Raw genomic sequence first — 21,832 nt, forward strand, 5'->3', positions numbered from 1 at the left:
CGTATGTCCTGAAACTGTCAGTCGCGTGGCCGCACCGGAATCCAGATGGCAGATTGATAATCGGCGGCAGACGGGTCGCCTGCCGAATAAACTTCGAGTTCAGCGTGAGGTAGAGGATCATATCCATGCGATGGGATCCACTCTTGATAGATACGCTGCCACATCTCTTGAATGGCATGCGGCATCGGACCAACGACCGGAAACGTCGCCCAAAGACTCGCCGGAATCGTCATCGTTTCCTGACCGGGCAGAACTTCCGTTGTCGTCGTCGCGATCCAATAATCCATCGATGCTTCGGTGAAATTGGAGCAGACACCAATCACACCTTCAATCTGACCGTCATTTTGTTTAAACAAGGTAGCATCTTGACCAGAATGATTCACATCATTCCAAAACAACGGAATCAGTTGTTGTTGGGCACCATCTTGCGTCGGGAAATGTTTTCGCCATCCTGAAATTTGTAAAGCCGGTCGTTCGATGAGTTGGTAATCCATTTGCTCCAGTCCCTTCAAGGTCACCTAAATGCTCAGGCGGTTATAGGCGTGAATCGGACGTCGCTCGCTTCGCATCAACGTTGGCGAACAACCATGCTGACGTTTGAAAGCTTTTGTGAAAGCTTCCGGCGTCTCATAACCAAAACGTAAGGCGAGATCGATGATTTTTTCGTCCGTCTGTGTCAATTGTTGGGCAGCGAGCGTCAGACGTCGCCCCCGAATGTATTCCGGTAAGGTCATCATCGCAAGTAACGAAAACGTCCGTTGTAAAGGATACGTTTGCATCTGCGCCACCCTTGTCAAAACGTTGAGTTGAGATCGAGCGAATCTTCTAAATGATCTTCGATATAGTCAATGACGCGTTGAATTGATTCGAGCCACATCTTGTCACCTCCTTGTTTTTAGTATAATAGAGCGATGATCGTCGGACCTGTCCAAGGCGATAGTAATTTGTCAGGATGCATGTTCCCTTATTTTTGTCATATTCTTGTCAGGTACATCGGCTATCGTAGAGACATCGAAACCGTTACTTCCCTTGCGAAAGGACGTGATGACATGGGTATCAAAGAGCAGATCTACAATCGCTCTCCTCTATTTCTCCAGCACCTCTTCACAACCCTCTATGGGTATCAATTGCATCGCGAACGTTATGGACCGGCCTATCAAGAACGGTTCCGGATGCTCCTCGAACGAGAACATACGACGATCGACGTCAAAGCGGAACAACTTGATCGTTTAAATGACTTCCTTCACTTCTGTACGGAACACAGTCCCTATTACCGTCAACTCTTCGCTTCACATGGCATTCGCCTACCTTTAACGGACTTATCCGAACTAAAACATATTCCTGTACTATCAAAAGAAATATTACGAACGCACATGGAGAACATTCAAACAGATGTCGCTGCGCCAATCATAGGGAAAACGGGCGGAACGACAGGCACGTCACTGCAAGTACGATATACGATACCGGATATGCAAATTCGCATGGCCCATCTGGATTATTTCAAGGCGACCCATGGTGTCTACCGTGGCATGCGACGAATCAGCTTTACGGCACAGGATCTCGTACCCGAGCGTCAACAGGTGGACGTCTATTGGCGAATGAATCGAGCGGCGAATCAGCTCTTGTTCACGGTAAAACGATTATCCCCACGGACGATGGCAGCGTATCTTGAAGCCATCGAACGTTTTCAACCAGAAACGATCGATGGTCTTCCGTCAGCGATGATTGAGCTCGCCCGGTTCGCGAAGCGAGAAGGGATCCGCTTGACGTGTCAACCGATTGCGATTTTTCCGACGGCTGAACGGATCGACGCGGAAGAGCGCCAAGTCATCGAAGAAGTGTTTCACGGACCAGTCTTTGATCAATATGCATCGTCTGAAGGGGCACCAATCGTTTCGAAATGCCGGTTTGGTCAAAAACATCTGCATCATGAGATGGGGATCATCGAACTCGATACAGACGGGGAGATTCTCGTGACGAGTTTTGATACACACGGGACCCCCCTCATTCGCTACCGGGTCGGAGATCGGATGACGCTCAGTCAGCGTACCTGTTCCTGTGGTCACCCGGGACCAATCATCGAATCGATTGACGGCAGGGGGCGGGCATTCATTCAAAAACCGGATGGGCAAAAGATTTTTGAAGCGCAACTGTCGAGTCTCGTCAAACATTTGCCAAACAGTATCGAACGTATTCAATATGTCCAAATGACGACAGATAGCGTATCGATTTACTACGTTCCGGACGCAGAGCGGTTCAGTCAATCAGACGAACGACTTCTGATGGAACGGCTGTACCGTTTGTTCGGTCGTGATATCCATCTCGATGTGCAAGCCGTTTCTTATATCGATGCTGAGGAAAGTGGTAAGATCTTGCTCGTCAAATCAAGCTTAACAGGATAAAAGAAAGGAGACAGATGGCGCCATCTGTCTCCTTTCTAAATTCTTCTCACCATACCTCGTGTAAAAGTACAAAACATCTCCGCTGTTAGTACTTCTAAAGATGCACCACGTTAAAAGTGTTAAAGTGCTTCATTGATTCAAATGGTTTTTGATATCTCTTACCTTTTGTAAAAGCCATTTTTTATTTTCTTTGTCTTTTACGATGATAAAATCTTCTGTTCCTTTAACAGAATAGATGGTGGACCCGACTGAAAAAAGATTCGATTGACTGTTCGCTTGGGGCATTTCATATGCTTTTGTTTTCTTTAGTATCGTGCTAATTTTTTCTCCTTGTTGCATAGATGCATCCAATTCAACTTCTGTTCCGTTATACTCTTTGTTATTCACAATGACGATCATGGCATGACTAACTTCGTCCTCTGTACCGGTTTGACTGCATCCGAATAAAAATCCAATGAACACAATGACGAATATCTTTTTCATCGGAACCTCCTTATATGAGTATTCGTTGAATAGTAACGTAAATTCATGATAGGTAATAGTCGATTCTTTTACCAAGTATAAGGTAAAATCAGGAAAAGGAGGGAGATAGATGAAACCTCAGATTTTACTGTTAGGCATGTTCCATCTCGATCGCCCGGCAAATGGTGACATGATTCGTCCAGCAATTTTTGATATCGCGTCAGAGAGAAGGCAACGAGAAATCCAAGAAGTCGTCGCTCGATTGAACGCATTTCGACCGACATGCGTTGCCCTTGAGACGGCACCTGAACGCATGAGTGACCTGCAACATACATATGAAACCTATCAACACGAAAGTGATTTAACCGAAAATGAACGGCAACAAATCGGCTTTCGCTTAGCCCGGATGGCAGGAGTAGCAGATCTCCATGGGGTCGATTGGAACGAAATCGTACCCGGCGTACCGGATTTAGGAATCGTCCGTTCACATCATCCGGAAGCCTTTGAGACGATCGTCGCGGCTGAGATGAAACGGACCCAACAGTTAGAGCACGCGATGGAGCAGTTATCCTTCTCCGAATGGCTCGATCGATTGCACGCTGAAGAAACGATTGCAGCGTCGGCTAGAATCTATGATCAAATCGAACGACTGGAGAGCGGACGGATTTGGGTTGAACGCTACTGGCGAGTCCGTAATCAAAAGATCGCAAATCGTTTACTGCACCTCGCACAGACGAACGAACGAATCGTCTGTTTATACGGTGCTGCGCACCTCCCGTTATTACGACAATATTTGAATGAATCGAACCAAGTCGAAGTGATGACGTGGAACGATTGGAACAACGAAAAGGAGTGTATGTAAATGCTATTTCACTACCATATCTGGACACCACATTTGGAAGAAACAGAAGCTTGGTACACGGCACGCGGATTTCACGTTTCCCAGCGGATCGGGAAGAAAGACGGAGAATTTTCGTCGTTCAATCCACCTCTATCATGGGATGATTTTCGAGCAGATCAAATTTTATTCCGAATCATTGAAATGAAACGGGGAGCGGTCAATGTGACGATCGGATTCGGAAAAACGGTTCGCTTCGATCACATCGGATTTTTGATTCAGCCTGGTGACGTGCAAACGATTCTTGATCGCGCAGAAACGTTATCGTTCACGGTCCAAGCGAACGAGCGGCGGACGTTCTTGCAGACACCATACGGATTACGGATTGAATTGCAAGTCCATGAAGATGCAATTGCGGATACTGATGGAACGACACTTGAGCGTTTAATTCTAACGACACCGCGCGAAGGATTAGAGGCGGATTTAACGAAACTGTTCGATCGACCGATTTCACAAATCCAAACCGTCCGCGGAGAGAAGACCGTCTTACAAGAAGCAGTCTTTTCCGACGTATCGCTCGTAGGTACGGATCCGAACGGTGTTCAGCTCGTCTGCTCATAATCAACGAATACTTTGATTGGGAGATCTGATGTTTCCATTAAGCTAGCGAAGCAACTGGCAAGCTTCGAAAACGAAGTCTCGTGTTCGAACAAAGCGGGCAATGTCGCGTGACGCTCGTCTGAAAAGAGCCAGTCTGCATGCTTGCGGTAGTCCCAGCCGTCACTCGATGCAACGATCTGAAGTTCTTTTGCGTGAAACGCGGGCGTCAACGTCAAGGCTTCCCGGTTGCCGTCCGATAAGACGCAGATTGCACCATGAGGACGGACAGCGGACTGAAGCTCGGCAAAGGCCGCTTGGCGTCCGGAACATTCGATGGCGGCGTCATACATACTTGAACCCGGTGTGACAACACGTGCACCTAATTGACGCGCTAACTCCGCTCGGGACGTAAGCGGCTCGAGGATATCAATCTGACGAACGTTGACGTAATGCCGTAAGTAATGTACCGTCAGCAAACCGATCGTACCCATTCCAGAAACTAAGACGCTTGTGTCGGGTGTCAATGTTAGCTTTCGGACGCCTTTTGCCGCGTCACAGGACAGAATCAACAGTAGGGCTTCGCGCGGTGAGATATGAGCAGGAACCGGGATGACCTTCGATACAGGAACGATCGCCTGATCTTGATGACCATAGAAGCTGACGACCCGATCTCCGGGCTTGACGATTTGGACGGCGTCACCAACTGCAAGCACTTCGCCATAACTTTCATATCCTGTCTCGAGCGGATAGTCATAGCTGGTTTCGGTCATGTCTTGTTCCAGCCATTGGGGAAGTTCGGCACCGATACTGATGGCACCGGTTAGAGTGCGGACGTGGACGTCATAGATGCCAAGCGGCGGCAGTTCCCGAACAAGATAACCAGGCGTCTTCGACTCCACAAGACAGCAAATTGTTGTAGTGTTCAACATGTAAACCTCATTTCATTGTTGGATTGATTATATATGGATCAAGCATATACCACTTTATTTGTAAAATATAACAATTCGAAACCAGAAATGATGTAGAATAAAAAAGAAGAGGGGGGAATCAAATGGCACCATTATTAATTTTGGCATTGCTCGTGTTCGCATTTTTGACGTTTCGGTATAGTAAGATCCTCGCCCGAAAGGATATTTCTGCCGCAAACAAACGACTCGCAATCGTCTTTTATTTGATTGCCGTCAGTGGACTTGGCGCTGTCGTTTATTTCAACGTATAAGGAGGACCATCCATGCATTCAACGACAAAACGACGAATCGGTGCGTATATCATCAACCAAGCTGTTTATTTCGGACTTTCTGTCGTCATCGAAAAAACGGTGTTACGACGTGTGAAGTCAGAAGTCGTTCACGCTGTCGTGACACAACCGACGATCAGTTTTCTAGGAGAAGTCGCGCAATTAAAACTGTTGAACGGAAAAACAATCGGTGGTCAGATTTGCGGCATCCAGGTTGAAAGCGAGAACGGATTGCCGTTGACGACAAAACAAATCGTCCGCCGAACAGTCTATCGTGATACGGTCTCGTTATTTAAGATTCGACCGTACTGGAAACCGTTTCTTGAGAACGGACAACGATTACCGGAAGATGACTTCGCGAGAACGATCGTCCGCTTGAACCAGGAAAAGCTAAAAAATGAAGCTTGATTTTCATGTCCATAGTGTCCGTGCCTCTCAACCTATAGGAGCCATTCTGCTCTATCATGGTTGGGGCGGAACAGCTGTCTCTTATCTAGAGTTTGCGCGACAATTATCTGAAGAAGGGTATGATGTCTTCATCCCGGAACTTCTTCGGCATGATCAACGTGATCCGCTTGATCATCCATTTGATTCAGAAGTAACGACGACCTATTTTTGGACGGTCGTCGAACAATCGATTACGGAAGCGACAGCTATCATCGAACAATCAGGCTGGCATGTTTCAGACGTGATAGCGATCGGCGTCTCGATGGGTGGGTTCATTGCCCACGGGATCATGTCGCGTCAGCCGATTAAAGCACTCGTTGCGATCAATGGGAGCGGTGCCTATCTTGAAGCAGAACGTCAATTCTGCGTTCGTGACGGGCGACCTGCTATCAAAAAGGAGGATGTACCATGGAAGCTCGATCCAATCAGTGTGATGGATGAGCGTCCGCGGTTGCTCCTGCACGGCGATGCCGATGACATCATTCCACTATCGATCCAGCAGTTCTATCATGCAACCGCTGTTCAAGCAGGTATGGCGAAAACGACCGTATTAGACGTTTTTCCGGGTGTCAATCATATCGTGACCGATGCCATGATCAAGCAACTGATTGCATGGCTGAAGCACGTCAAACTTCAAGGGGCGACAGATGGACTACATACGTTTTCTTCGCACTAAGGTCGGTCAAGAAAAAGTGATGTTGAACTTTGCCGGTGGGATTGTCTTTGACAAGAAGGGGCGCATTCTTCTTCAAAAACGGCGGGAGCAACAAGCATGGGGCTTTCCCGGCGGCGCACTGGAACTGGGAGAGTCGCTCGTTGAAGCCGCACAGCGTGAGATTTTTGAAGAGACCGGTTTTCATGTCAGGATCGAACGTTTGAGTGGTGTCTATTCGAAGTACGAAGAGATGTATCCGAACGGGGATGTCGCTCAGCCGATCGTCCATTTTTTCGTTTGCCGAATCAATGGGGGGCAATTGACGATTGATTCCGATGAATCACTCGACGTTGCTTTTTTTGAAAGAGACCAAATGCCAGAACTCTATAGCGAACTGCATCAAACAGCCTGGAACGATTTTTTGACGGAAACGGGTCCGGTCTTTCGATAATGCAAAACATCCTTCTGATTTTCACGTCAGAGGGATGTTTTTACATGCGACATATTCAGCGTTCAAAGCCACCTTCGGAATGGATGACTTGCCCGGTCACCCAGCCACCGTCAGGACTGACGAGGAATTGGATCAATCGTGCGACGTCTTCCGGCGCACCGATTCGCCCGAACGGAAAACTAGGTTTAAGCGCCGTCCGGGTTGCTTCATCCATCCAAGTCGAGTCTGTCGGACCCGGATTGACCGCATTGACGGTGATGCCAAGCGGTGCCACGGCTGCCGCGTAAGTCTTCGTAAACGTCGACAAGGCACCTTTTGTCGTAGCGTAAGCAATCTCGTCAGGCATCGGACCGAGATCTTGTCCGGACGTCAGTTGAATGATACGACCGGACGTTAGATGTGCTTCAGCGAATCGTTTCGTGAAACGTGTCGCGAGCAACAACGGTGCCCGGAGATTGACGGCATAGTGTTGATCAAGACTGGCTGCATCAAGTGTTTTCCAATCCGTCATCGTCGAATGGGCAGCGTTGTTGATCAGGATGCTTGGTGTTCCAAAGTCTTCTACCTGATTGAATAAATCGTCAGCAGCATCTGCTTGACCTAAATCTAGCTCGATCGCAAGGACGCGGGCACCTTGATTTTCGAGTTCGGTCGTAAAACTAGCCGCCCAATCCGCTGTTGCTTTAAAATAAGTAAAGACCAGGTCATGTCCGGACGAGGCAAGCTGGCGGCAAATCGCAGCTCCGATGTCGCGTGTCTGACTGGCACCGGTCACGATGGCAATCGGTCGTTTCGTCATATGTACGCTCCTTTACATAGATACATTCAAATAAATGAATGGTTCCAAATGTTTACAAAAACAGTATAGCGTAAGAAAGACAATGAACGGAAGCGTTATCATGATTTAACATACTGATTAAATGCATGTTTTGACTTGAAATGTGGTAAAGAAAAAGTGTACGAAATTATTCGTTAAACAGGTGGGGAAGGATGAATCGATCATGAAAGCAATCGTCTTATTCGACGGAGAATGTAATCTCTGTGACGCGAGTGTCCAGTTCATTTTGAAACGAGACAAAGGATATCATGATTTTGCTTCGTTGCAAGGGGAAACAGGACAAGAAATCGTCCGTCGTCATCATCTTCCGGAAACGATCGACAGTGTCGTTGTGATTGACCGGGGTGTACCCTATATCAAATCAGATGCAGCGTTACGGATTGCCCGTCATTTAAAAGGTGGATGGCGTCTGTTGAGTGTGTTTCAGATTGTTCCACGTTCACTTCGAGATCGCGTCTATGATTTCGTTGCAAACAACCGTCATCGCTGGTTTGGACAAAAGCAGCAGTGCGCGTTACCGTCTCCGGAGACGCGAGCTCGATTTCACGACTAAAGATGAAAAACCGCGACGAATCGGTCGCGGTTTTCTTTCTGTTCATTGGTTGGTCACATGCAACCAGTGACAACTTGGCAATGGATCGCCGAGGAAACTTAATCCTAAATCATGGGCTTGGTGGATTGTTTCAAAACAATCGTCTCCCTCATCCAGATACACTTCATGATGCGGTGATTGGAGATGTGTTCCTGCGATACGCCAAAGATTTGAACGGTGTGTCACCGTTATTTCGTAGTCGATGTTTGGTGAGACGACGAGCGGATTACCAACAGAATGATGAAGCGTATATCGAGTTGGTGATTGATGTGATAAATAGACTTGCTGTGTCGAAGCGACATCTTCTCGATATAACTGATGACGAGCATCAAAAGAGCGAGTAGGATTTGCTTGTTTTGATAGTTGATGAGTGGTTTCACCATTACATGTCAGGACCTCTGTAAAGGTACGATACTCTTTAGAAAAAGGCGAATATTGTCGCGCATCGCCTTCGAAATAACGATGCGGAGAAAACGGATTCGGGTTCATGAGAATCGGAGGAGCAATGAACGTTAGTACACGCAATCGGTATGAAGAAACCTTCGTATGTGAAGCGGATAGCGGGTACAAAGAAAAATAGAGCACGAATTGTTCAAATTCCCGTTCTCGGTCTTGTTCTTGTTTTATCTGATTCGTAACGCGGGCGAACGTCTCGATAATACGTGCGAACGGCATCGATTTTCTAGAAATGGGACGTAACATCCGGATTTCGAAACGTGTAAACTGTTCAGGGTCAATCGTTCCTTTCCATTCGGGTGTTGTAGTTTGACCTAATCGATGCTTATCTTGAAATATCGAATAATGCGATACCTCTGGAATTTCACCCCATAATAGTCGGACAGCATGATTTTGTTGAATCAGGACAGTCACTTTTCGGTTCCAGAACAAATCATCCGTACTTGAAACAAGAGCCGTGACGATACGTGTCTTCGAATCTGAATCAATCAGTTCGAACGACAAAGGCTCATATAAAGGGAGTACATCCGTTTGATAGGTATTCGAGTTCTGAATGAAACAAGGTATACCGTTTAAGAAGAGTCGGACGTTACTTGTTCCTTTCCAGGTGAGACAAACGGTTTCTCCGCTTTGTTTGATTTGAATGTGATTGATGTCAATCATGGGACTGATCGCTCCTTACACGAATTATGAAAGAAAACCCCTTCCGCTTCAGGATCAGAAGGGAAGGGGAAACGTCATAGTAATCCTTTTGCGACCTCTAGCTTTTCTTGATCGTGTTTTAATTGTTTTTTCAAGTCATGCGCGTGATACATATCGTGATCAATCATGTATCCGGCGATCGCAGCGTGAGTCTGAATGGCTTTATTCAGTTGTTCGGTCAAGACTTTCCGCACATCAGGAGAAGCCGTTTCCGTAATTGCGACAGCATAAGCACGGACAAGTGATTTGCTGCTGATCAAGAAGTCTGTCGCAATCAACTCGTCGCGTTTTTTACTAGGACGGTTGATGGATTGGAGAGCTTCATTCATGAGAACCGCCTCCTTCATGATCTGCCAATAGCTTTTGTAAATCGTTTAATGCTTGTTCGCTATCTTTGATGTCTTGAGCAATCAATTTTTCAAGCGTCTCATCTTTAACAAAAGAACGAACAGCAACAGCTTTAACGAGACAGGCTTGTTTCATCGTCATGATTTCATGGATTTCGAGTGTTTCATGGATTGCAAGTGGTGATTTAGCCATCGGTCTCACTCCTTATCATGTAACATCCGTTTGACAGTATCTTTAACGTTTTGCATTCCTGTTTTTTCTGCTAGGTCGTGGTGAAGTTTGTGTGCTGGTACCTTCATATTCGGAATATTTCCTTGTGGTGCAGGGTTTTCTAGATGAACGAATTCACCGGTGCCATCTTGTGCTTCCCCTTGAGCCCAGCGACCTTCTTTTGAAGCTGTTCCTTCCGATAGGTCCCAGAACTCATAAGCATGCGGTTGCGCTTCCATCTCATCTTCCGGTGCGAAAGTAGCAGGCACGACGACGCCGTTTTTCGTTTCCAGCTCTTCGATCGCAGCCATCCATTGATACTGGTGATAACGATCGCGAGCGAGCATCTTACGGAATGTAGCACGCACGCCTTCATCCGTCGTCATATGATAGAGACGGGCGACTTGAAGTCGACCTTGTGATTCAGCATGTAGGTTCGAGCGCATATCTGCCAATAAGTTACCGCTCGCGACGATATAGGATCCGTTCCACGGAATGCCGTTTGCGTTTGATGGCAGTCCACCGAGACCGCTAACTAAAAGATGCTGTGGATTCATACCCCCGAGAATTGCTGCCGTCGCTGGATCTTTGGCAGCTTCTGCCTGATCATCCGGTGACGCCCCGTCGAGCAATTGAGAAATGAGGGAACATAGCATTTCAACGTGCCCGATTTCTTCCGTCCCGATATCCATCAGCATATCCTTGTACTTTTCTTCACCTCGACAATTGAAGCCTTGGAAAAGATATTGCATCATGACCGTCATCTCACCGAATTGTCCACCGAGTACCTCTTGCACGGCCCGAGCGAGTTTTGGATCGGGTCGATCAACCTTGACTTCGAATTGTAATTCTTTTTGATGGCGAAACATGAAAAGAACCCCCTTTTAAGTTTTAAACATATATGACTTACACATGTTATATACCTTAATCGGTTCCTTTCAAACCTGTTTACCTTATTTTTCGATATGCTGAGGTGAACGTTCAATCAAAGAATGATTTATGAACAAGTTTGGGATAGTGCCAAGGCAGTATTTCGTATGCAGTTTTAAACGTTTCAAAAAAATAATGCAATATCGTCATTCCCCCTCCATCAAGCTTAAACTTGAGGAGCAATCAAGAGCTAATGTCGAACTGAGAATTTCTAAAGCATGATCTTTTGCAACGGCGGTTTCTGCTGCCGTACAGTCTGCAGGAACATGAATGGCATATTCTCGCATGTAGGCATCGTTTGCAGTAAATAAGATACACATATCCGTCGTTAGACCGGTGATGATAAGACGTGAGACATCCAAATGCTTTAATAAAATATCAAGTTGGGTCCCGAAAAAACCTGAATGTTTTGGCTTGATGATGAAGTAATCGTTCTCTTCTGGGTGCATTGTCTCGATGAGTACATCTCCAAGACCACCGCGGCACTCATCTATGATTTGATTGACATTTTCCTGCCAAAGACCAAAATTGTCATTGACGTAAATCACCGGGATGTTTTGACGTTTACAATGTTGTTTTAATTTTGAGAGTGGTTCAAGGACAGGGAGCGTTTGTTGCAATAACTGCTCAGCTCCTTCAAAATCCATCTTATTGATGACATCGATGATCAACAATGCTGTATTTTCTTGAACAGTCATGGCGGACTCCTCTCATAAAAAAGTGATTAAATAATGATAAGGTGAATAGAGCTGGGCTTTAGAGATAAAAATCTCAGAAGGGGAGGCTGATTCACGGGCTCCCCGGACATCAATTAAACAACGATAGATGAGGGATTCCAACTCTGCGATGAAATCTGGGTATTGATATAAAGCGTCATTCAGCAGTCTTTTGCGGTGATCTTCCATCAAGACGATGCAGGGGTTGGTCTCTTTCAATGCCATTGCACTGAAGACAGTTTTTTGCTGTTTAAAATCTTGATTCAAACAGCGAACGATTTGATTTAAATCAGCTTCCACGTTCTTCACTTCCTAGTTGTAGATTATTCATACTGTTCTTATACATGTTATTGGTTGTGTTCCACTCTTCATCACGAGGTAAACGGATAAAAAAGTCGGATCCCTTTCCGATTTCTGAATGAACGGTGATACGTCCGCCATGTGCCTCAATGATTTCCTTACAAATCGGTAAACCGAGACCTGTTCCTTGAACTTGAAGGTGGTCTGCCTGTTCGACGCGGTAATAGGGATCAAACAGATAGGGAAGATCTTGAGTTGGGATACCATATCCCTCATCGCTAATGGTGATGACGATTTCAGATTCACAGCACGCTAGCGAGACTTGGATATTTGAATCAACGGGAGAATATTTTATCGCATTATTCAAGATGTTTAATAAGACTCTCCGGATTTTTTCTTGGTCAGCCGTGATCAGACAAGGTCCGTCGGTTTGGATTTGTAAATGATGCGTCGATGTCGAAACGTTCAACCACTCGGTTAACTCAATGAGCATACGTTCAATACAAAATGATACCAAATGATAGGATTCTTTTTGATGACTAAGTCGCTGATAATCTAGGAATTCGGTTAATAATTGGCTGAGTCGCTGCGTCTCACTTCGCACGGTCTCTAAGTATTTGCGCTGCTTTGAAGGAGACAATGTCCGGTGTAACATCAGTTCGCTAAACCCTTCAATGGAGGCAAGCGGCGTTCGTAGCTCATGAGATAAAACCGAAATGAAGTTTTGCTCTTTTTTAGCATGGTTGACTTCAATTGTGCGTTCACGAAAAACAAATAAAATACCTTGACGATCGGGCAAAAATTCTGTGTAAAGTCGTACATGACGATCATCTGGCATTGAGAAATCCTGAGCCGGAACGATTGATGCATGCTCGAAGCCTGCTTTGATTTGTTCGACATATACATGCAACGCATCTGTTTCGAGAATCAACGGTTCGAAGGCTTCGATAACGAATGCTAAGTTTTCAGATTGTTTTTCAGATGGTGACCAGTTCGGGAACAATTGATGGAACATGTGATTCGTAAAGATATTTGTGTTCGTCACATCGACGAACAATATAGCTTCTCGAAGACCATTTAAAATGCGTTGAATTAATTGATGGTGATCTTTTATACGGATGTCATCAAGCAACCGCATCAACCCGATATTCAATAAATGTGTCGTTTTCTGAAGTGCGATAGTCTCGGTGAAACGATGATGAAATTGTAACGTCAATGTACCGATGAATTTTGACGGACTGTGTAATGGGAGAGCACACAACGTCAATTGTTCTTCCTCAATTAGATGGATCGATGTATCTAGCTCGGTCTTGGCTTCTAACTCTAGCCGTTCTTGGTCATAAGTCGGTTCGTCTGATAGTGCGATATGGACAGCTTCAAAACTTTCCGACTGTGGTGAAAAAAAGATATGCGTCGCCCGAAAATGACTACCGATTGCTTGTAGCCACGTGTGAAGACCTGTCATTGATTGATGACGTAAAATTTGAGTAGCTAACTGGTTTTGAAATTGAAGTTGTCGCTCAATTATTTTTTGTTGATAGAAAGACTCTTGGAGTTGTGAATTGACAGCTTGCGTTTGCTGGTGTTCAAAGGCGAGCAACGTTGTCATTTGTTGCATCGATCGCCCAAGTGTACCAATCTCATCGTGACGGTTCTGAAAATCGTTCTGCTCCAATCGGTCAGGGTGTTTCGTTTGATCGACGAGGTCAAGTAAGTCCGTTCGAAAAGACCGCACAAGTCTTAAAATCAAGTAACTGAGAAGGCAAAAAGCAATGATCATCACACCAAAGGCGTAGCGTAAAACTTCAACGGTTCTTTGTTGTAGTGATTGTTGTGCTTTTCGCTCTTCATTATGAATCAATCGAAAGTAGTCATTGATAGCGGAGTCAGATTGTTGAACCAGCTTTTGATTATCCGTGAGTACTTGTAAGGTGAGTTCCAGTTCTAAAAATCTTGAAAATTGAACAAGTTGACGCGTAAAGCGTTCGTCTGATGGATCTGAATAACGTTGATTAAATGATTGAACGTGTTGTTGTAAGCGTTCCAACCGCTGATTGACCTGCTTAAGATCGGTTTGATCATTAAAGTCGATTTGTTGGACTTGAAGATTGACTTGTTGTGCTTCATTCCATAGTGTGCGAGCTTGCGTTTTTTGTGATGTGATCTTCTGTGATGAAGTTCGGTGTTGCTCCAGCTCTTTTTGAGCAAAGTAGAATGTTAAGACGCCGATGCTTGCAAAAATCAAGAAATTCGAAAACAATAGGATATAAAATCGATGGAACAGACTTGATGAAAGCCACTTCATGACTAGACCTCTTTCTAAAAAGATATATAAACAAACGATAAAAATACATGTTTAAAGAAATCTTATCATAGACATTAAACATTCTGCATGAATTGCTTCATCGATTAAAATATCATTTTGCCTTTTTCCGAAAAAATCCCTAGATTTTGACACTTCATATCCTTTAAGATAAACGATATACATATGTGCAAAATCACTCGACATGACACTTCAAGCCATACTATTGATTGTGAAAATGAGTAAGCTTCTGTACTATGTTTATATAAAGGAAAGAAAAAGAAGGTGAAATGGATGAAGATGACTCGCTCTACGGACTATGCCATTCGTGTGCTTATTTTCGCAGCGTCGCATCCGAATCGGCTCGTACAAATTCAAGAAGTGGCAACCCATTATGATATTTCTAAAAATCATTTGATGAAGATTGTCCATTCATTGAGCAAGTTTGGTCTCATCATTTCCGTACAAGGTCGTAATGGTGGATTCAAATTAGCGAAATCGCCAGAGACGATTACGTTAGGAGAAATCGTTCATTTATTTGAAGAAGTATCCTATCTTGAAAATGTGACCGTTCCCAATAAAAATGGTAGTTTGCAAAACACACGTCAAGCGTTCGATCAAGCATTCATGTCCTTTACGGACGCGTTGCAGGCATACACGTTACAAGATTTAATCGCGCCGACGATGAACGACTGAAGAAAGAGTCAGAGAGGGATAGATGATCTCTGACTCTTTATCCGTGTACATATTCCAGTCATGCAGATTTTTATCAGATCATCATGTTAATTATGATTAAAACTAGTATCTTTTATGTTACTATAAACAAGATTCGGACGCTATTCGAATCTTAATTTTGAAACAAAAACATGTACACTTTGTACTTGTTTTTGTGGTATAACTTTACAGGAAGGAGGGGATATTTCCAATTCACCTGCTTGATTTTTATACAGGACTCTTACTGTCCATTCAGATAAAGGATTAAAGGCATTCGTCCATTGATCCACGTAAAAGGGAGGGTTTCGGTATGTCCGAAATGACCATCGAAATGTTCGTTCACTTCATTCAACACTTAGTGCATTCTCCACGATTCATCGTCCAGCGTCATCATGAATATGAGGACGCCTACATTTTTGAAATTCGTGAGTTGAATTTATCGCGTGTCTCAAAAGCCGTATTGCTTCATAAAACAGTTGATCTTCTTCATGAAAAAACGTCAGAAGATACACGCGAAACGTTGACAAATGAACTGGTCACTCTATCACAAAAGACATTATTGAAGTCAGATACGATTGCTACACTTAATGTGGAGTCTACAATAGAAGGGTCATTGCATCTTATATTTTCGGAAGACAAAAAGATCTGGTTTTCTGGCATTCTTGATACTGAAGAGGCGATCAATCGGTTCACAGAACGTTTTCAAAGCGTCATAAATGATGATCGAACGTCTTATTAAACAAAGCAGGTCGAGCCACATCAGTGGTTCGGCCTGCTTTTGTCTTACCCTGTACAGAGCATCAAGACGTTGCCGTCGGGATCTGCAAACGTAAAGTAAGCAAAATTATCGAAACGTTCGATGTCACGAATGATGGGTGCTTGTAGTGATAAGACGAACTGATAGGAGGCATCGATGTCCGTCGTATAAAAATTAAATAAGGCATGAGGGGAGGGATGATGTTGGTACGTTGCGTCATTCGAATGATCATCAAGCGTCAAACTCGTTGGACCTTCGAGTGGGAGATTATAAACAGGTGACGAGACGCGCGATGCATCAAACGGGAGCTGTAGTAACTGATGATACCAAGCGGCGGCACATTTCACATCCTGAACATGCAAAAAGACAGCGTTCAAGCGGGGCGCAATAAGGTGGGTCGAAATTGACATGAGCATCTCCTCCTTTGTTTTCATACATGTTCCTTTCGATAACCACCTCTTAATTCCTTCAATCCCTATAAATGGAATATGGTATGATATATCAGGAAAATCATTTACGAATGGGAAAGGAATGATAATATGGAAACCATCATCTGTACGACGTGTGGTGTCGAACAAATTAATCCGCAACGTGAAACGTGTCCGATTTGCTTAGAGGAACGACAGTATGTCAATCCAACTGGTCAAACGTGGACGACGCTCGCTGCCATGCAAACGTCAGGAACATATCAAAACGTCATTAGTGACGACGGAGCAGGCGTCTATGCGATTCAGACGACACCGGCGTTCGGTATCGGTCAGACGGCGTATCTTGTCCAAGGAAAATCGTTCAACCTGTTATGGGACTGCATTACATATCTTGATTCAACAACGAAAGAGCAACTTGAGAAATTAGGCGGAATTCAGGCGATTGCTTTATCACATCCGCATTATTACGCGACACAAGTCGAATGGGCGGAGACTTTTGACGTGCCGATCTATATTCATGAAGATGATGCATCGTTCGTGACGCGACCAAGCGAACGCATCGTCTTCTGGAGTGGTGAACGCTTGGAATTGGCGGAAGATGTGATGTTACATCGCGTCGGTGGTCACTTCAAAGGAGCAGTCATCTGTGAACGAAAAGACGCATCGGCGGGGCTATTGTTGACAGGGGACATCATTCGGATCGTTGCCGATCGGGCATGGGTCAGTTTTATGTACAGCTATCCGAATGTGATTCCGCTTCCGGCAAAGACGGTCGCGCGAATAGCAGAAACGTTACGTCCGCTTCACTTTGAAAAATTATATGACGCCTTTCATCGGAAAATCGAAACCGGCGCGTCTGAAGCAGTAGCACTCTCTGCAGAGCGGTACATTGCTGCCTTGAACGGGGACTGGTTCACGACATGAAGTCGCGCTTGATCGTCATTCGCGGGAATTCTGGTAGTGGAAAAACGACGCTTGCCAAAGCGTTACGATCGGTTTTACCGGATAGCATCCTGTTGTCACAAGATGTCATCCGCAGGGAGATGTTGAACGTAAAAGATGGACCAGGAAATCCGGCGATTCGCTGGATCGAGGAGTTGGTCGGACTTGCTGACGGACGCCACGCGACGATTCTGCTGGAAGGCATTCTTGCACAGGACTGGTACGGTGAGATGATTGACCGGTTGGAACGTCGCTTTACGTCACGTTACGCGGCGTATTATTTTGACGTCTCATTCGAAGAAACTATTCGTCGCCATGCGATGCGCCAGCCGACGGAGTTTTCTGAGACGGATATGAAACGCTGGTGGATTGATCGGGATCACCGCCCAACGGATCGTCTGATTGCTGAGGATACATCGATAGAAGCCATGATTCAGAAAATAAAACAAGAGCAAAAAGGGGAGAGCGAATGACACACTACATTTTTGACATGGATGGAACGTTGTTTCAAACGAATGCCGTGCTGGCGCATGCGCTAGAAGATGTCTTTCATGAGTTGCGTCAGACGGGGAGCTGGGAGGGAGAGACGCCAGTCGCCCTCTATCAGCAGATCATGGGCGTCTCGTTACCGGAAGTCTGGCAGACGTTACTACCGGACTTTTCAGCCACAGACCAACAGGCTGCGGATCAAAAGTTTCGACGTAGCATAGAGCAGGCAGTCAAGGCGGGGCATGGTTGCCTATATCCGGGAACGGTCGAGTTGCTAAGTCGTTTGAAACAAGCGCGTCACTCCGTTTATATCGCCAGTAATGGGTGGCCGTCCTACTTGTCAGCGATCGTGACGACATATGGACTCGAATCCTATATCGATCATGTCTATAGTATCGAAGACATCCGTTCCGGTGATAAATCAGCACTCGTACGGGAGATTTGTAAGACGCACGACATCTCGTCAGGCTACGTTGTCGGTGACCGCTTATCTGATTTCAAAGCGGCGCATGCGAACGGACTGGTAGCAATCGGTTGTCAGTTCGATTTTGCGCAAGAGCAGGAACTCGCAGTCGCGGACCGCGTCGTAAAAGAGTTGAGTGCTGTTTATTAAAAAGAGCCGTCTTCTGTGGAAGACGGCTCTTACTTATAGCGATTATTCTGCCCACCAGAGAGCATCGTCTGGTTTCTTCGCGATCGACGCGACTTCTTTTTCACTCGATACAGTCGGATGCGACCCTTTCAGTGCCTTACCAGCTGTATTCTTAAAGAAGAAGAAGAACGTGACGAAGCCGATGACGCTGACTGCTGTTAAATAGAAAGCAGGAGCGAGCGGGTTTTGTGTCGTATGGACGAGCCACGTCGAAACGAGTGGCGTCGTTCCACCGAAGATCGAGACAGAGACGTTAAACGTCACGGATAGCGTCCGGTAACGGACATCCGTATAGAAGATACTCGGTAGAAGACTTGGCATCGTTCCTTCAAAGATCGCCAAGAAGAAGCCAAGGATGAAGATTCCGATCCCGACGAACAAGAGTGGTTTAAGACCAATCAAGAAGAACGACAGGATTGAAAGCAACGATAGTCCGGCTAACGCGAAAAGAACGATATTGCGATTGCCTTTTTTGTCACTAAGCTTCCCGAAGAAGTAAGCGAGCGGAATCATGATCACCATGACACCGGTGATGAGAATCGTGCTTGTCGAACTTGACATGCCGATGACTTCATCGAGGTACGATGGCATGTAGGACAAGAGCATGTAGTTCGTAATGTTGAAGAAGGCGACAGCGATGAAACAAACGATGATATCACGTTTGTGGTCACGCAGGATTTCGCGGAATGTCGCGGGTTCTTCTGTATTTTCATTGATCTCATTTTCGAAGATCGGTGATTCATCCAAGTGACGACGTAAATAGAGACCAAATAAACCGAGTGGTGCCCCTAGAATGAAGGGAATTCGCCATCCCCAAGATGCCATTTGATCATCCGATAAGGTGACAAAAAGTGTTGTAGCAAGTAATGAAGCGAGAATATATCCACCGAGTGTACCGATTTCAAGTCCACTTCCGAGAGCACTTCGTTTGTTATCTGGTGATGACTCAGCGATGTAGACCATTGCACCGGCGTATTCACCGCCAGTCGAGAATCCTTGTAAAATACGTGCTAACAATAACAGAATCGGTGCCCAAATTCCGATTTGATCATAGGTCGGTAATAGTCCAATGATGAGCGTCGAACCAGCCATCATAACGATTGTCGTCGTTAAGACGACCTTCCGCCCGAGTCGATCTCCAATTCGCCCAAAGACGATTCCGCCGATTGGTCGCATTAAAAAAGCGATCGCAAAGGTCGCAAACGTAAAGACGAGCTTCAGTTCATCATTTTCGACAGCGCTAAAGAAGTTTTGACTGATGATGATTGCGAGATAGGAATAAAGACCAAAATCGAACCATTCCATCGCATTCCCAATTCCGGTCGCGTAGACACTTTTTTTGGTTTGCTTCATGTCAACGACATTGACTTTTTCTTTTCTGAATTTCATAAGTTCTGTTCACTCCCTTTAATAAGTTCGTATCGTACCATAGCAGGAAATGAAGTCAAGTTGCTAATGTGCTTAACCACTTGAAAATGATTGAAAATGGCTCTGTGCCTGGAGTTGTCAAACCGTTGCGACTCTAAGGACAAACAAAGGTGTGCATTTTTTATGAAAAAAATTGAAAATTTTTTGGGTGTTTTCATAAATTCGAAATAATTTTCATGTGTTTTCACAACGAAAAAATCAGTAATCCGTCTTTAGGATGAGGGTAAGAAAACTATATTTTGGTAATTTTAAAATGAGGGTGGAAAGTAAAGGAGAATGCTTATGAAAAATAAATGGATCGCCATTATATGTCTTGGGCTCATTGTAGTCGTCGGTGGTTGGTATGCTGGATTTCAAGAATCGAAGGTATCCAGTTTTCCAGTGCCACGATTTGCTACGGCAGTTGAAAAACAAGGTGAGTGGAAAATCAAAACGCGTCTTGTCTCGGAAACCGATGGACCGGGTCTACTCTATGGAACTCGGATTCGCCAAGCCGGTTGGAAAGAACTCGATCGTGAAGGAGCGACAGCATGGTATGAAAAAGACAGGAAAGTGATTGCCTTGACGACGTTTGATGGGGAACTGTATCTCGAGAAATCGAGTAAAGAAGAGATCGTTATTTAAAGCATGCGATTATTTGTAAAATGGAACGGATGGAGTCTGTTTTTCGCCTTGATGCTCTTTCTTCCTGTTGAGATGACATTAAACATTGAACGTATTATCCGCATAACGGGAACATCATATCAGTTTTTTTACCTAATGGATTTTCTATTGATCACGGTGTGTATGATCCTATTCTTTACACCTATTCGTCTGATGCAGGGGATAATAGTTCGAAGTCGACTTACTTGGTCGTTTTCCTTTAGTTGGATACCGTATTTTGTCTTCATGTCGTATGCATTGAGTCAGTGGTTCCCAGTCATGTATCCTACTGATTTTCCGAGCCCAGTTCTTGGCTTATTATTGATTGTCGTTTTAGCGATTTATCCGTTTTGTATATTAATTTTAGTTAGTTTCTTAAAAGAAAAAGCGAAATCCGATGCAACGTCTTCAGTAAAATGAAGACGATCATCAGACTTCGCTTTTTTACTTTTTTCGTTTGTTAAAGATATAGTCCGTTTGCCTGAACGACGAATTGTGAATGTTCATAGTGGTATGTGATGACGGAATAGTCGAACGGACGACCGTTCGTCAAATGAAACACCGTCTCGATCGTCATGGCAGGATCGCTCTCGGTGAGATCCAGATGACGAGCCGACTCAGCGCTTAACTTCCCGACGTGCATGTACATATCCGAGAACCCGATATTCAATTGGAGTGCCGTCTCTAAGTATTCGAAGATTGACTGCTCGACGATTTCACGATTTAAGTACGGAACGATTGATTGGCGATAGTAAGACTCTTCGAGACAGAGGATCTTGCCGTCGATGTAGCGGATTCGCTTAACGTAATAAACCGTCTCACCTGCCTCGATCCCGAGATTCTTCGCGATGTTATTCGTTGCAGACATTGATTCGAGTGCAAGAACGGTCGACTCAATCGTATGACCGACGAGATTCTGCTTGAATCCTTGGGTCGAGAACAGACGAATGTAGCCGGTGCGATTCGTCTTCCGGACAAAAATCCCGCTTCCGCGGACTTGAAAGATGATTCCTTTTCGTTCGAGTAACTCAAGTGATTTTGTCATCGTCGTCTTACTGACGGCGAACTGCCGGATCAACTCTTCAAGAATCGGTAGTTTGTCCCCTTGTTTCAACTCATGTTGTTCTATGTACCGTTCGATTTCATCAGCCGTCTGTTGGTATTTCAGCATAGGACACCTTCTTTTCTTGCGAACTTTTTCTTTCTTTAGTATAGCATAAGCCTTCTGTTGATTAATAACATGTTAAATTTAATTATTTATGTATTGATTAATTGTGCATGTACAATTAAAATG

The 21,832-nt window shown here is 45.0% G+C and carries 29 protein-coding genes; 14 read left to right on the forward strand and 15 right to left on the reverse strand.

Going from position 1 to position 21,832, the window contains the following annotated elements:
- Positions 1-17: 17 nt before the first annotated feature.
- Complete coding sequence (locus tag KNQ06_RS05625; protein ID WP_215147509.1) at positions 18-494, reverse strand: GyrI-like domain-containing protein; 477 nt, start codon at positions 492-494, stop codon at positions 18-20.
- 24 nt (positions 495-518) lie between these two features.
- The gene (locus tag KNQ06_RS05630) at positions 519-779 is read right to left on the reverse strand and encodes a helix-turn-helix domain-containing protein (protein ID WP_251133481.1); all 261 of its coding nucleotides are present in this window, start codon (positions 777-779) and stop codon (positions 519-521) included.
- A gap of 270 nt (positions 780-1,049) precedes the next feature.
- Between KNQ06_RS05630 and KNQ06_RS05635 the strand changes: the two genes are divergently transcribed.
- Positions 1,050-2,402 carry a phenylacetate--CoA ligase family protein gene (locus KNQ06_RS05635; protein ID WP_215147511.1) on the forward strand — a complete coding sequence of 451 codons (1,353 nt, stop codon included), beginning with the start codon at positions 1,050-1,052 and terminating at the stop codon, positions 2,400-2,402.
- Positions 2,403-2,531: 129 nt separating this feature from the next.
- On the opposite strand, the gene KNQ06_RS05640 is transcribed toward KNQ06_RS05635, so the two are convergent.
- A complete protein-coding gene (locus tag KNQ06_RS05640; RefSeq protein WP_215147513.1) occupies positions 2,532-2,885 on the reverse strand; it encodes a hypothetical protein in 354 nt (117 codons plus the stop codon).
- A gap of 109 nt (positions 2,886-2,994) precedes the next feature.
- Here KNQ06_RS05640 and KNQ06_RS05645 point away from each other — a divergent pair, with 109 nt between their 5' ends.
- The gene (locus KNQ06_RS05645) at positions 2,995-3,726 is read left to right on the forward strand and encodes a DUF5694 domain-containing protein (RefSeq protein WP_214805089.1); all 732 of its coding nucleotides are present in this window, start codon (positions 2,995-2,997) and stop codon (positions 3,724-3,726) included.
- On the forward strand, positions 3,727-4,323 hold the full coding sequence (locus KNQ06_RS05650; protein ID WP_214805088.1) for a hypothetical protein: 597 nt from the start codon (positions 3,727-3,729) through the stop codon (positions 4,321-4,323).
- Here KNQ06_RS05650 and KNQ06_RS05655 read toward each other — a convergent pair.
- Complete coding sequence (locus KNQ06_RS05655) at positions 4,305-5,228, reverse strand: zinc-dependent alcohol dehydrogenase (RefSeq protein ID WP_215147515.1); 924 nt, start codon at positions 5,226-5,228, stop codon at positions 4,305-4,307. The two genes, KNQ06_RS05650 and KNQ06_RS05655, sit on opposite strands and share 19 nt — an antisense overlap.
- Positions 5,229-5,353: 125 nt before the next feature.
- Here KNQ06_RS05655 and KNQ06_RS05660 point away from each other — a divergent pair, with 125 nt between their 5' ends.
- From KNQ06_RS05660 to KNQ06_RS05675, 4 genes are read left to right on the forward strand one after another with little or no spacing between them, the layout of a single operon-like run.
- On the forward strand, positions 5,354-5,521 hold the full coding sequence (locus tag KNQ06_RS05660) for a hypothetical protein (protein WP_214805086.1): 168 nt from the start codon (positions 5,354-5,356) through the stop codon (positions 5,519-5,521).
- A gap of 12 nt (positions 5,522-5,533) precedes the next feature.
- Positions 5,534-5,947: an RDD family protein gene (locus tag KNQ06_RS05665; RefSeq protein WP_214805085.1), complete on the forward strand. Its 414-nt coding sequence runs from the start codon at positions 5,534-5,536 to the stop codon at positions 5,945-5,947.
- Positions 5,937-6,662: an alpha/beta fold hydrolase gene (locus tag KNQ06_RS05670; protein ID WP_214805084.1), complete on the forward strand. Its 726-nt coding sequence runs from the start codon at positions 5,937-5,939 to the stop codon at positions 6,660-6,662. The genes KNQ06_RS05665 and KNQ06_RS05670 overlap by 11 nt, the downstream gene beginning before the upstream one ends.
- The gene (locus tag KNQ06_RS05675; protein ID WP_214770486.1) at positions 6,634-7,092 is read left to right on the forward strand and encodes an NUDIX hydrolase; all 459 of its coding nucleotides are present in this window, start codon (positions 6,634-6,636) and stop codon (positions 7,090-7,092) included. Before KNQ06_RS05670 ends, KNQ06_RS05675 begins: the two co-directional genes overlap by 29 nt.
- Before the next feature lie 55 nt (positions 7,093-7,147).
- On the opposite strand, the gene KNQ06_RS05680 is transcribed toward KNQ06_RS05675, so the two are convergent.
- Complete coding sequence (locus tag KNQ06_RS05680; protein WP_055968397.1) at positions 7,148-7,891, reverse strand: SDR family oxidoreductase; 744 nt, start codon at positions 7,889-7,891, stop codon at positions 7,148-7,150.
- Positions 7,892-8,093: 202 nt separating this feature from the next.
- Between KNQ06_RS05680 and KNQ06_RS05685 the strand changes: the two genes are divergently transcribed.
- Positions 8,094-8,483 (forward strand): thiol-disulfide oxidoreductase DCC family protein, encoded by a 390-nt coding sequence (locus KNQ06_RS05685; RefSeq protein ID WP_055968395.1) that lies wholly within the window; start codon positions 8,094-8,096, stop codon positions 8,481-8,483.
- Between the two features lie 42 nt (positions 8,484-8,525).
- On the opposite strand, the gene KNQ06_RS05690 is transcribed toward KNQ06_RS05685, so the two are convergent.
- The 7 genes from KNQ06_RS05690 to KNQ06_RS05720 form a co-directional block, all read right to left on the reverse strand.
- The gene (locus KNQ06_RS05690) at positions 8,526-9,641 is read right to left on the reverse strand and encodes a hypothetical protein (RefSeq protein WP_055968393.1); all 1,116 of its coding nucleotides are present in this window, start codon (positions 9,639-9,641) and stop codon (positions 8,526-8,528) included.
- A gap of 74 nt (positions 9,642-9,715) precedes the next feature.
- The gene (locus KNQ06_RS05695; RefSeq protein WP_029341888.1) at positions 9,716-10,009 is read right to left on the reverse strand and encodes a spore coat protein; all 294 of its coding nucleotides are present in this window, start codon (positions 10,007-10,009) and stop codon (positions 9,716-9,718) included.
- Positions 10,002-10,220: a hypothetical protein gene (locus tag KNQ06_RS05700; protein WP_055968392.1), complete on the reverse strand. Its 219-nt coding sequence runs from the start codon at positions 10,218-10,220 to the stop codon at positions 10,002-10,004. Before KNQ06_RS05700 ends, KNQ06_RS05695 begins: the two co-directional genes overlap by 8 nt.
- 5 nt (positions 10,221-10,225) lie before the next feature.
- Complete coding sequence (locus tag KNQ06_RS05705) at positions 10,226-11,107, reverse strand: manganese catalase (protein WP_058264888.1); 882 nt, start codon at positions 11,105-11,107, stop codon at positions 10,226-10,228.
- Positions 11,108-11,314: 207 nt separating this feature from the next.
- Positions 11,315-11,866 carry a cysteine hydrolase family protein gene (locus KNQ06_RS05710; protein WP_149427520.1) on the reverse strand — a complete coding sequence of 184 codons (552 nt, stop codon included), beginning with the start codon at positions 11,864-11,866 and terminating at the stop codon, positions 11,315-11,317.
- A 12-nt stretch (positions 11,867-11,878) separates the two neighbouring features.
- Positions 11,879-12,184 carry a hypothetical protein gene (locus KNQ06_RS05715; protein WP_133207422.1) on the reverse strand — a complete coding sequence of 102 codons (306 nt, stop codon included), beginning with the start codon at positions 12,182-12,184 and terminating at the stop codon, positions 11,879-11,881.
- Positions 12,174-14,489, reverse strand: coding sequence for a HAMP domain-containing sensor histidine kinase (locus KNQ06_RS05720; RefSeq protein ID WP_149427519.1), 2,316 nt, complete (start codon positions 14,487-14,489; stop codon positions 12,174-12,176). The genes KNQ06_RS05715 and KNQ06_RS05720 overlap by 11 nt, the downstream gene beginning before the upstream one ends.
- Positions 14,490-14,780: 291 nt before the next feature.
- Here KNQ06_RS05720 and KNQ06_RS05725 point away from each other — a divergent pair, with 291 nt between their 5' ends.
- Together KNQ06_RS05725 and KNQ06_RS05730 are read left to right on the forward strand one after the other, a co-directional pair.
- On the forward strand, positions 14,781-15,182 hold the full coding sequence (locus KNQ06_RS05725) for an RrF2 family transcriptional regulator (protein WP_047394819.1): 402 nt from the start codon (positions 14,781-14,783) through the stop codon (positions 15,180-15,182).
- A gap of 328 nt (positions 15,183-15,510) precedes the next feature.
- Positions 15,511-15,939, forward strand: coding sequence for a hypothetical protein (locus KNQ06_RS05730; RefSeq protein WP_058703992.1), 429 nt, complete (start codon positions 15,511-15,513; stop codon positions 15,937-15,939).
- Positions 15,940-15,983: 44 nt separating this feature from the next.
- Here KNQ06_RS05730 and KNQ06_RS05735 read toward each other — a convergent pair whose 3' ends face one another.
- On the reverse strand, positions 15,984-16,367 hold the full coding sequence (locus KNQ06_RS05735; protein ID WP_244290037.1) for a VOC family protein: 384 nt from the start codon (positions 16,365-16,367) through the stop codon (positions 15,984-15,986).
- Positions 16,368-16,496: 129 nt separating this feature from the next.
- Here KNQ06_RS05735 and KNQ06_RS05740 point away from each other — a divergent pair, with 129 nt between their 5' ends.
- Genes KNQ06_RS05740 through KNQ06_RS05750 form a run of 3 tightly spaced genes read left to right on the forward strand, consistent with a single transcriptional unit; the run spans position 16,497 to position 18,429 of the window.
- On the forward strand, positions 16,497-17,309 hold the full coding sequence (locus KNQ06_RS05740) for an MBL fold metallo-hydrolase (protein WP_214805082.1): 813 nt from the start codon (positions 16,497-16,499) through the stop codon (positions 17,307-17,309).
- The gene (locus tag KNQ06_RS05745) at positions 17,306-17,800 is read left to right on the forward strand and encodes an AAA family ATPase (protein ID WP_214805081.1); all 495 of its coding nucleotides are present in this window, start codon (positions 17,306-17,308) and stop codon (positions 17,798-17,800) included. Before KNQ06_RS05740 ends, KNQ06_RS05745 begins: the two co-directional genes overlap by 4 nt.
- Complete coding sequence (locus KNQ06_RS05750; RefSeq protein WP_214805080.1) at positions 17,797-18,429, forward strand: HAD hydrolase-like protein; 633 nt, start codon at positions 17,797-17,799, stop codon at positions 18,427-18,429. The genes KNQ06_RS05745 and KNQ06_RS05750 overlap by 4 nt, the downstream gene beginning before the upstream one ends.
- A gap of 42 nt (positions 18,430-18,471) precedes the next feature.
- On the opposite strand, the gene KNQ06_RS05755 is transcribed toward KNQ06_RS05750, so the two are convergent.
- Positions 18,472-19,857 (reverse strand): MFS transporter, encoded by a 1,386-nt coding sequence (locus KNQ06_RS05755; protein WP_058713244.1) that lies wholly within the window; start codon positions 19,855-19,857, stop codon positions 18,472-18,474.
- A 321-nt stretch (positions 19,858-20,178) separates the two neighbouring features.
- On the opposite strand from KNQ06_RS05755, the gene KNQ06_RS05760 reads away from it, so the two are divergent.
- Positions 20,179-20,520, forward strand: coding sequence for a hypothetical protein (locus KNQ06_RS05760; RefSeq protein ID WP_214805079.1), 342 nt, complete (start codon positions 20,179-20,181; stop codon positions 20,518-20,520).
- Positions 20,521-20,998: 478 nt separating this feature from the next.
- Here the strand turns inward: KNQ06_RS05760 and KNQ06_RS05765 are convergent, their stop codons facing one another.
- A complete protein-coding gene (locus tag KNQ06_RS05765) occupies positions 20,999-21,709 on the reverse strand; it encodes a GntR family transcriptional regulator (RefSeq protein WP_214805077.1) in 711 nt (236 codons plus the stop codon).
- Between the last annotated feature and the right edge of the window lie 123 nt (positions 21,710-21,832).

This window comes from Exiguobacterium sp. s91, from assembly GCF_018618915.1.
GTDB lineage: Bacteria > Bacillota > Bacilli > Exiguobacteriales > Exiguobacteriaceae > Exiguobacterium_A > Exiguobacterium_A abrahamii.

What these genes read in the sequence shown, in the direction of transcription:
- KNQ06_RS05710 (WP_149427520.1), bottom strand. Translation starts at nt 11,866, where the DNA reads ATGACTGTTCAAGAAAATACAGCATTGTTGATCATCGATGTCATCAAT.
- KNQ06_RS05675 (WP_214770486.1), top strand. Translation starts at nt 6,634, where the DNA reads ATGGACTACATACGTTTTCTTCGCACTAAGGTCGGTCAAGAAAAAGTG.
- KNQ06_RS05635 (WP_215147511.1), top strand. Translation starts at nt 1,050, where the DNA reads ATGGGTATCAAAGAGCAGATCTACAATCGCTCTCCTCTATTTCTCCAG.
- KNQ06_RS05625 (WP_215147509.1), bottom strand. Translation starts at nt 494, where the DNA reads ATGGATTACCAACTCATCGAACGACCGGCTTTACAAATTTCAGGATGG.
- KNQ06_RS05650 (WP_214805088.1), top strand. Translation starts at nt 3,727, where the DNA reads ATGCTATTTCACTACCATATCTGGACACCACATTTGGAAGAAACAGAA.
- KNQ06_RS05735 (WP_244290037.1), bottom strand. Translation starts at nt 16,367, where the DNA reads ATGTCAATTTCGACCCACCTTATTGCGCCCCGCTTGAACGCTGTCTTT.
- KNQ06_RS05660 (WP_214805086.1), top strand. Translation starts at nt 5,354, where the DNA reads ATGGCACCATTATTAATTTTGGCATTGCTCGTGTTCGCATTTTTGACG.
- KNQ06_RS05755 (WP_058713244.1), bottom strand. Translation starts at nt 19,857, where the DNA reads ATGAAATTCAGAAAAGAAAAAGTCAATGTCGTTGACATGAAGCAAACC.
- KNQ06_RS05695 (WP_029341888.1), bottom strand. Translation starts at nt 10,009, where the DNA reads ATGAATGAAGCTCTCCAATCCATCAACCGTCCTAGTAAAAAACGCGAC.
- KNQ06_RS05745 (WP_214805081.1), top strand. Translation starts at nt 17,306, where the DNA reads ATGAAGTCGCGCTTGATCGTCATTCGCGGGAATTCTGGTAGTGGAAAA.
- KNQ06_RS05720 (WP_149427519.1), bottom strand. Translation starts at nt 14,489, where the DNA reads ATGAAGTGGCTTTCATCAAGTCTGTTCCATCGATTTTATATCCTATTG.
- KNQ06_RS05630 (WP_251133481.1), bottom strand. Translation starts at nt 779, where the DNA reads ATGCAAACGTATCCTTTACAACGGACGTTTTCGTTACTTGCGATGATG.
- KNQ06_RS05760 (WP_214805079.1), top strand. Translation starts at nt 20,179, where the DNA reads ATGAAAAATAAATGGATCGCCATTATATGTCTTGGGCTCATTGTAGTC.
- KNQ06_RS05690 (WP_055968393.1), bottom strand. Translation starts at nt 9,641, where the DNA reads ATGATTGACATCAATCACATTCAAATCAAACAAAGCGGAGAAACCGTT.
- KNQ06_RS05680 (WP_055968397.1), bottom strand. Translation starts at nt 7,891, where the DNA reads ATGACGAAACGACCGATTGCCATCGTGACCGGTGCCAGTCAGACACGC.
- KNQ06_RS05750 (WP_214805080.1), top strand. Translation starts at nt 17,797, where the DNA reads ATGACACACTACATTTTTGACATGGATGGAACGTTGTTTCAAACGAAT.
- KNQ06_RS05670 (WP_214805084.1), top strand. Translation starts at nt 5,937, where the DNA reads ATGAAGCTTGATTTTCATGTCCATAGTGTCCGTGCCTCTCAACCTATA.
- KNQ06_RS05665 (WP_214805085.1), top strand. Translation starts at nt 5,534, where the DNA reads ATGCATTCAACGACAAAACGACGAATCGGTGCGTATATCATCAACCAA.
- KNQ06_RS05640 (WP_215147513.1), bottom strand. Translation starts at nt 2,885, where the DNA reads ATGAAAAAGATATTCGTCATTGTGTTCATTGGATTTTTATTCGGATGC.
- KNQ06_RS05700 (WP_055968392.1), bottom strand. Translation starts at nt 10,220, where the DNA reads ATGGCTAAATCACCACTTGCAATCCATGAAACACTCGAAATCCATGAA.
- KNQ06_RS05765 (WP_214805077.1), bottom strand. Translation starts at nt 21,709, where the DNA reads ATGCTGAAATACCAACAGACGGCTGATGAAATCGAACGGTACATAGAA.
- KNQ06_RS05740 (WP_214805082.1), top strand. Translation starts at nt 16,497, where the DNA reads ATGGAAACCATCATCTGTACGACGTGTGGTGTCGAACAAATTAATCCG.
- KNQ06_RS05725 (WP_047394819.1), top strand. Translation starts at nt 14,781, where the DNA reads ATGAAGATGACTCGCTCTACGGACTATGCCATTCGTGTGCTTATTTTC.
- KNQ06_RS05645 (WP_214805089.1), top strand. Translation starts at nt 2,995, where the DNA reads ATGAAACCTCAGATTTTACTGTTAGGCATGTTCCATCTCGATCGCCCG.
- KNQ06_RS05730 (WP_058703992.1), top strand. Translation starts at nt 15,511, where the DNA reads ATGTCCGAAATGACCATCGAAATGTTCGTTCACTTCATTCAACACTTA.
- KNQ06_RS05685 (WP_055968395.1), top strand. Translation starts at nt 8,094, where the DNA reads ATGAAAGCAATCGTCTTATTCGACGGAGAATGTAATCTCTGTGACGCG.
- KNQ06_RS05705 (WP_058264888.1), bottom strand. Translation starts at nt 11,107, where the DNA reads ATGTTTCGCCATCAAAAAGAATTACAATTCGAAGTCAAGGTTGATCGA.